Here is a 4,652-nt window from a genome sequence, read left to right on the forward strand (position 1 = left end):
AGGTCGGGGTCGAACTCCTGGACGGTGCCGAGGCCGTGACAGTCGGGGCAGGCACCGTGGGGCGAGTTGAAGCTGAACAGCCGCGGCTCAAGCTCGCTGAGCGACACGTGCGGGTGGACCGGGCACGCGAAGTGCTCGCTGTAGAGATGATCATTCCAGTCGTTGCCGTCGGCGACGGTGACGATCACCGTTCCGCCCGTCAGCTTGAGCGCCGCCTCGATCGACTCCGCGACACGGCCGCGGATCTCAGGCTTGAGCACGATCCGGTCGACCACCGCCTCGACGTTGTGCTTGAACGTCTTCTTCAGCTTTGGCGGACTGTCGGGTTTGACGTCCATCACCTCGCCGTCGACGCGCGCGCGGACGAAGCCCTGTTTGACGATGGCTCCGAACGTCTCCTTGTGCTCGCCCTTCTGGTCGCGGACGAGCGGCGCGAGGATCATCAGCTTCGACTTCTCCGGAAGCGTCATCACCGTGTCGACGATCTGCGAAGCAGTCTGGCCGACGATCGGCCGGCCGCACTCCCAGCAGTGCGGCGTGCCAGCGCGGGCAAAAAGCAGCCGCAGATAGTCGTAGATCTCCGTCGTCGTTGCGACCGTCGACCGCGGATTGGACGACGAGCCCCGCTGCTCGATGGCGATCGTCGGCGGTAGGCCTTCGATGTCGTCGAGGTCGGGCTTCTGGAGCTGGTCGAGGAACTGCCTCGCGTAGGCCGACAGTGACTCCATGTACTTGCGCTGGCCCTCGGCGTAGACGGTGTCGAAGGCGAGCGTGCTCTTGCCGCTGCCGCTCAGGCCCGTGACGACCGTCAGCTTGTCGCGCGGGATGCTGAGCGAGATGTCCTTGAGGTTGTGCTCGCGAGCGCCGGTGATCTTGATCGATCTCGACGCGTCGGCAGGAGCAGCGGGCGAATCCACGCCGCGAGGGTAGACGTCGGTCGGATTGACGGCAGTGCTCGAAGGACGCTCCATGTCGCCCGCAGGCTATGACGGGCGTTCGCGTCCAGTTCGGGTTGCGGTCACTTCCAAAAGCGATGTGGATTCCACTGCCGCTCGAGATCGAGCACCTCGCCGGTCCGTTCGACCTCGCGATCGATCGACAGGTAGAACGCGACGCGACGACGCTCGACGGAACTCGACAGGACGTCGCTCAGGTTCAGCCCGCAGAACGACAGGACGCGATCGAGCCGCCGGGCCTCGGCCTGGCGTTCGACCATCGCCTCGTGATCGGGGCCGAAGCCCAGTCCGGATGAGCCTTCGATCGGCATCGGTTCAGTCTATCGCAGCCGGCTGGGGCGTGGTCAGGTCGTCGAAACGCTGCTGAAGCAGGTCCATCTCGCGACGCAGTTCGTCCGCCTGGTCGATGAGCCGGTTGATTTCATCCTGGTAGGCCTGCATCAGGTCGTAGTGCGCCTGGGCGGCGTCGCGTAGCTCTTCGGCCCGCGGGAGGACGGCACGCTCCCAATCCGCTCGCAGCTGTTCGAGACGAGCGGCGGCCGGGGGAGCTTCGACCGCCGGACGCGTCGCGGGTGTACCACCAGCGACGGGCGACAGGATCAGTGTCACGGGCGTGCCGGCAGGCGGGACGACGTCGACGTTCGTCTCCCACTGCAGCGTCGCGTTGTCGCTGCTGGCCAGCTCGTCGACGTCGATCACCGTCGACTCGAAGTTGACCAGCGCCACGAGCTGTCCCGTCGCGTCCGCCGCATAAGCCTGGCCGCCGTCGTTGGTTTCGTAGAGCCGGCTGCCGACGAAGACGAACGTCTGCGGCGGCATGGGCTCGCGCGTTTCGATGTGCCGAATCCACTCGCCGACGCGAACCCGTCGCGTCTCGCCCTCGACTTCCCACTCGATCTCCGCGCGCATCGGCGGCCCGACGGGGGCGAGCCAGCGTCGTGCGGCTTCGCTGTAACGCAGCGGGCGGCCAGGGCGCATGCCGACGCCGAGCAGCGCCGCGTGGACGGTCGACGGCTGGGCACGCGTCCGCAGCAGGCTCTCGTGATCGGCCGTGCCGGTGACGACGCAGACGAATTCCAGCGGCATGTCGACCCGCAGCACCTCTGCCTTGACGCGGACTTCCCGTGCTTCGGCATCAACAGAAACGAGCCGACCCTCGTCGGCAAGGGTCGGCCCGGTCCACGAAAGGATCGCGAGCAGTGTCGTCAGGAGCAGCGTCGGGCCTCGCATCGCCCGACTCTACCGTCGCAGGACGTTTCGCTCACGCGATGTCAGGCGAGTTCGGTTACGAGTTCGCCGAAGGACCGTTGCGGCTTGTGGAAATACGCAGCCCCTTCGAACCAGCCGCCGTAGCAGGAGCGGCATCGGATTACGGTGACAGCGACGCGTCGCTCCTCATCGGCAAGGTCCCGGCAGTGCAGTGTCCCGCCGTAGCCCAGCGGCAGTCGCTCGGGCGTGATGAAGCCGACGGCACGCGGCTCGACGTCGCGAATGAACAGCATGCGATGCGGGACACCGCCGTCGTCGGCAAACAGCGTCAGGCCGGCTTCCTGCCGGATCGGAACGCGGACGGCACCTTCGCGCCGCTCGTACATCGCTGGCACCTGTCCGCGGCTGGTCTTGGCGGCGTCCATCGCCGTGAGAATCATCGACGCCTGTTGGCGAAGAACGGTCTCGCGCTCGTCCTCAACGCCGTCACTCTCGACGGCAGGAATGACGAGCGACGACAGGTCGGCGGGTGAGTCGGCGTCGTCGGTGCGATTGAACGGAGCAGGCGGCTGGAGTGTCATCGTGTTGGTGGTTCGGGCGTGGGGTTCGCGGAAGAGTCCGCGGCCTTCCCGATGTCCGATTCACCAATCCCGTTGTCCAGACGCGACCGACTCTTTCCGGTCGGCCCGATAACCACCGGTCACTCAATCACCGGCGGCAGCACACGCACAGGCAGAAACTGCCGCCCCCACTTTTTGGCCTCGGCGTGGCTGTCGTAATAGACGTCGAGCTTCATCCCCTTGATCGCCCCGCCACGGTCGATGACTTCGACGACCTCGCCTCCATCGCTTCCGTAGCCAGGAACGACCAGGCGCGTGCCGAACGGGAAGAACTCTGTATCGCCCGCGACGAACAAGCCGTCGTTGTAGCTAACCGGCAAGCCGCTGGCCGTGACGCCTTTTGCCCGCGGGCCGCAGCACTTGACGCACGGGCAGTAGGCCGTGACTTCCATCAGCACGATGTCGCCCGGCGGCTCGCCGGTTTCGTCCACGACCAACGTGTCCGCCGCCCGCGCCTCCGGGGCCGCCAGGACCGGCGTCTGTGCCACAAGCGCGTCGTTCGACCCCACGAGCAACGTGGGAATCCCATCCGACGCCCCGCCGGAGCCCGACGCCCCAAACAGCACGACCGTTGCCGCCCCGGTCAAAAAGATGCAAGCCGGCCACACCCGCCTCACCCACGACCGCCCGCCGCCGTTGGCAGCGCAGTCCTCGTGCGTTTCATCGAAGATGGCCTGATCCGCATCCATGCGTTCGCCTCGGCCATATCCTGCGGCCGGTCGCGAGCGTCGCAGGATGGACACCCTGCGTCAAGCTGATCACGGGCTCACTTGTTTTCAGGATTGTCGTGCATCGAGGCATCGACCTCGTGCTCGCCGGCGATGGGGCTGAGCGGGTTGGGGATGTTCGGGGCCTTCGGCTCGTACTTGACGGTCGACGCGTGCGGCTTCACGTAGTCGACCATGTTGGCCAGCACGCGGCGGACTTCGGGGTTGTGGTAGATCGGGAACGTCTCGTGGCCGGGGCGGAAGTAGAAGACCTTGCCGGCACCGCGCTTCCAGCCCATGCCGCTGCGGAAGACCTCGCCGCCTTCGAACCAGCTGATGAAGGCCGTCTCGTCCGGCTCCGGCACGTCGAAGTGCTCGCCGTACATCTCGGTCTGCGGAAGCTCGATGTAGTCCTTCTCCAGTCCGACCGTCACCGGGTGGCCGGGGCTGACGCACCAGAGGCGTTCCTTTTCGGCGGCCTCGCGCCACTTCAAGCAGCAGCCGGTGCCCATGAGCCGCTTGAACGGCTTGGAGTAGTGCCCGCTGTGCAGCACGACCAGGCCCATGCCTTCCCAGACCCGCTTAACAACCTTCTCGACGATCTCGTCCTTCACATCGCCATGCCGGGCGTGGCCCCACCACGTCATCACGTCGGTCTTGGCCAGCAGCTCGTCGGACAGGCCGTGGTTCGCGTCCTGCTCCTGCGTTGCCGTCGTCACGTTGACCGCGCTGCCGAGGTGCTCCTCGATCGCACTCTTCATGACGACGTGCATGCCGTCCGGGTAGTGCTTGGCAACGGTCGGGTTCTTGTGCTCGTGGTGGTACTCGTGCCAGACGGTGACGTTGATGGGCATTGCCGAGGCTATGCCTCAAGAGGCGCTGTCGCAGGTGCTGCAGTTTGACGCGGGCGATCGAGGAGTAGCTTCCGAATAGCGAAGGCGAGCCAAGCCCGACGTTCTTCTGAAAGCTCCTCTCCGAGGGCGAGTCGGAGCCCATGCGTTCGATGGATGCAGACGGAGAACTGAGCTTTAGAATCCGCGGAAGTCATCCGAGGATTCTAAAGCTCAGTTCTCCGTCTGCATCCATCGAACGCATGGGCTCCGACTCGCCCTCGGAGAGGAGCTTTCAGAAGAACGTCGGGCTTGGCTCGCCTTCGCTAT

General features: G+C 65.8%; 6 protein-coding genes. All 6 read right to left on the minus strand.

Annotated features, from left to right (window positions below):
• The coding region (locus tag AAGI46_15905) for an excinuclease ABC subunit A (GenBank protein MEM1013692.1) at positions 1–917 on the minus strand (917 nt) is incomplete at its 3' end.
• Between the two features lie 101 nt (positions 918–1,018).
• A complete protein-coding gene (locus AAGI46_15910) occupies positions 1,019–1,267 on the minus strand; it encodes a hypothetical protein (GenBank protein MEM1013693.1) in 249 nt (82 codons plus the stop codon).
• A gap of 4 nt (positions 1,268–1,271) precedes the next feature.
• Positions 1,272–2,186, minus strand: a complete 915-nt coding sequence (locus AAGI46_15915; protein ID MEM1013694.1) for a YdjY domain-containing protein — start codon at positions 2,184–2,186, stop codon at positions 1,272–1,274.
• Between the two features lie 41 nt (positions 2,187–2,227).
• Positions 2,228–2,746 (minus strand): hypothetical protein, encoded by a 519-nt coding sequence (locus tag AAGI46_15920; protein ID MEM1013695.1) that lies wholly within the window; start codon positions 2,744–2,746, stop codon positions 2,228–2,230.
• A 119-nt stretch (positions 2,747–2,865) separates the two neighbouring features.
• Positions 2,866–3,474, minus strand: coding sequence for a 3D domain-containing protein (locus tag AAGI46_15925; protein MEM1013696.1), 609 nt, complete (start codon positions 3,472–3,474; stop codon positions 2,866–2,868).
• 77 nt (positions 3,475–3,551) lie between these two features.
• Positions 3,552–4,346 carry a ThuA domain-containing protein gene (locus tag AAGI46_15930; GenBank protein MEM1013697.1) on the minus strand — a complete coding sequence of 265 codons (795 nt, stop codon included), beginning with the start codon at positions 4,344–4,346 and terminating at the stop codon, positions 3,552–3,554.
• Positions 4,347–4,652 lie beyond the last annotated feature (306 nt).

The organism is Planctomycetota bacterium, assembly GCA_038746835.1.
GTDB lineage: Bacteria > Planctomycetota > Phycisphaerae > Tepidisphaerales > Tepidisphaeraceae > JBCDKH01.